General features: G+C 68.4%; 3 protein-coding genes. All 3 read right to left on the bottom strand.

Annotation, left to right across the window (positions count from 1 at the left end; translation table 11 throughout):
• Positions 1–4: 4 nt before the first annotated feature.
• A complete protein-coding gene (pgsA, locus tag ABNT58_RS10110) occupies positions 5–571 on the bottom strand; it encodes a CDP-diacylglycerol--glycerol-3-phosphate 3-phosphatidyltransferase (RefSeq protein ID WP_348753357.1) in 567 nt (188 codons plus the stop codon).
• Positions 572–604: 33 nt separating this feature from the next.
• Positions 605–1138, bottom strand: a complete 534-nt coding sequence (locus ABNT58_RS10115; RefSeq protein ID WP_348753358.1) for a hypothetical protein — start codon at positions 1136–1138, stop codon at positions 605–607.
• Positions 1125–2041, bottom strand: a 917-nt coding sequence (locus ABNT58_RS10120) for a helix-hairpin-helix domain-containing protein (RefSeq protein ID WP_348753359.1), incomplete at its 5' end; no start/stop codon positions are given. The genes ABNT58_RS10120 and ABNT58_RS10115, both read right to left, overlap by 14 nt.

Genomic DNA, 2041 nt, shown 5'->3' on the forward strand with positions numbered 1-2041 from the left:
TGCGTCACCGCACGTTGGCGCGGATGTCGGGGAGCGCTTTTTGCAGGTAGTACACCATCGACCAGATGGTCAGCACCGCGGCCGCCCAGATCAGGCCCGTGCCCCAGATGCGCGTGTCGATCACGCCCAGCAGCGGACCGTCGTACAGCAGGAAGGGGATGGCCACCATCTGCACCGTGGTCTTGAGCTTGCCCAGCATGTGCACCGCCACGCTGCGGCGCGCGCCGATCTCGGCCATCCACTCACGCAGGGCCGAGATGGCGATCTCGCGGCCGATGATGATCAGCGCCACCATCGCATCGGCCCGGTGCAGCCACACCAGGATGATGAGCGCGGCGCAGACCAGGAACTTGTCGGCCACCGGGTCGAGGAAGGCGCCGAACTTCGAGGTCATGTTGAGCCGGCGCGCCAGGTAGCCGTCCAGCCAGTCGGTCAGGGCCACCACGATGAACAGCACGGTCGCAATCAGGTTGCGCATGCCGGCGTCCACGGGCAGGTAGAAGATGCCGACGATCAAAGGAATCGCGACGATGCGCGCCCAGGTCAGCAGAGTCGGCAGGTTGAAAAACATGGCCGATGCTACCTTGCGGGGTTGAGAAGGCGACTATTCATCCAGGAGGCGCGGCTTGAACTTGCGCGCGTCGTTGAACAGGAACACCTCGCTGTACACCCAGGGCTTGGGCAGGTGGCGCACGTCGCCGAAGGGCGCGGCGCGCTGCACCGCGGCGATGGCGATGTCGATGGTGTCCACCGCCTGGCCCGGCCGGCGGGCCACCTTGATGTGGCGCACGCTGCCATCGGCATTCAGCTCGATCTCCAGCACCGGTATGGCCAGCAGCGGCTGCCGCACCTCGGTCATGTAGACCAGGTCGGGGTTGGCCTCGGCCAGCCGCTGGGCGGCATGCAGCTTGTACTCGGCCCAGTCGCGGGCCTGCTTGCGCGCGACGGCGGGCTGGCTGCTCAGCTCCGGCGAGCGGGTGGGCGCGGTGACGATGCCGCCCGCGCTACCGCCTACGCCACCACCACTGCGGCCCAAGGGCACGCTGGTGCCGCAGCCGGCCACCAGCAGCGCCGCCGCCAGGGCCGCCAGGGCCGCCTTCCAACCACGCCCATGCGGCGCGGTGTCAATGCAATGCACGGTAGATCTCCTCCGCCAGTTGTCGGGATATGCCTTCCACGCCGCACAGTTCGTCGACGCTGGCATTGGTCACGCCGCGTGCGCCGCCAAAGCGCTGCAGCAGGCGTGCACGTTTTTTCGGGCCCACGCCCGGGATTTCTTCGAGCTTGCTGCCGCCGGTGCGCACGCTGGCGCGCTTGGCCCGCATGCCGGTGATGGCAAAGCGGTGCGCCTCGTCGCGGATCTGGGCCACCAGCATCAGCGCGGCCGAGTCATGGCCCAGGTACACCTTGGGCCGGCCGTCGGCAAACACCAGCTCTTCCAGGCCCACCTTGCGGCCCTCGCCTTTTTCAACACCCACGATCAGCGACAGGTCCAGGCCCAGCGACGCAAACACCTCGCGCGCCATCGACACCTGGCCCTTGCCGCCGTCCACCAGCACCAGGTCGGGCATGCGCAGCCTGGGGCTGGGCTCGACAGCCGCTTCGCCTTCGGCCGGCGCCACGCCTTCTTCGGCCTGCGCGGCCATCGCCTCGGCGATCTTGCCGTAGCGCCGCGTGAGCACCTGGCGCATGGCGGCATAGTCGTCACCGCCGGTGATGCCGGTGATGTTGTAGCGCCGGTACTGCGCGTTCTGCATCTGGTGGTTCTCGAACACCACGCAACTGGCCTGGGTGGATTCACCCGCGGTGTGGCTGATGTCGAAGCACTCGATGCGCAAGCTGTCCAGGGAATCGACGTCCAGCTGCAGCGCCTCGGCCAGCGCACGGGTGCGCGCTCGCTGCGAGCCCTCTTCGGCCAGCAGCCGCGCCAGCGCGATCTGCGCGCCCTTGTCGGCCATGTCCAGCCAGATGCGGCGCTGTTCGCGCGGCTGGTGCTGCGCGGTCACGCGGCTGCCGGTCTGGGCGCTCAGCATCTCCAGCA

Source organism: uncultured Aquincola sp. (assembly GCF_964001545.1).
Classification (GTDB): Bacteria; Pseudomonadota; Gammaproteobacteria; order Burkholderiales; family Burkholderiaceae_C; genus Aquincola.

Coding starts and splice junctions, on each gene's coding strand:
- pgsA (WP_348753357.1), bottom strand. CDS start 571: ATGTTTTTCAACCTGCCGACTCTGCTGACCTGGGCGCGCATCGTCGCG.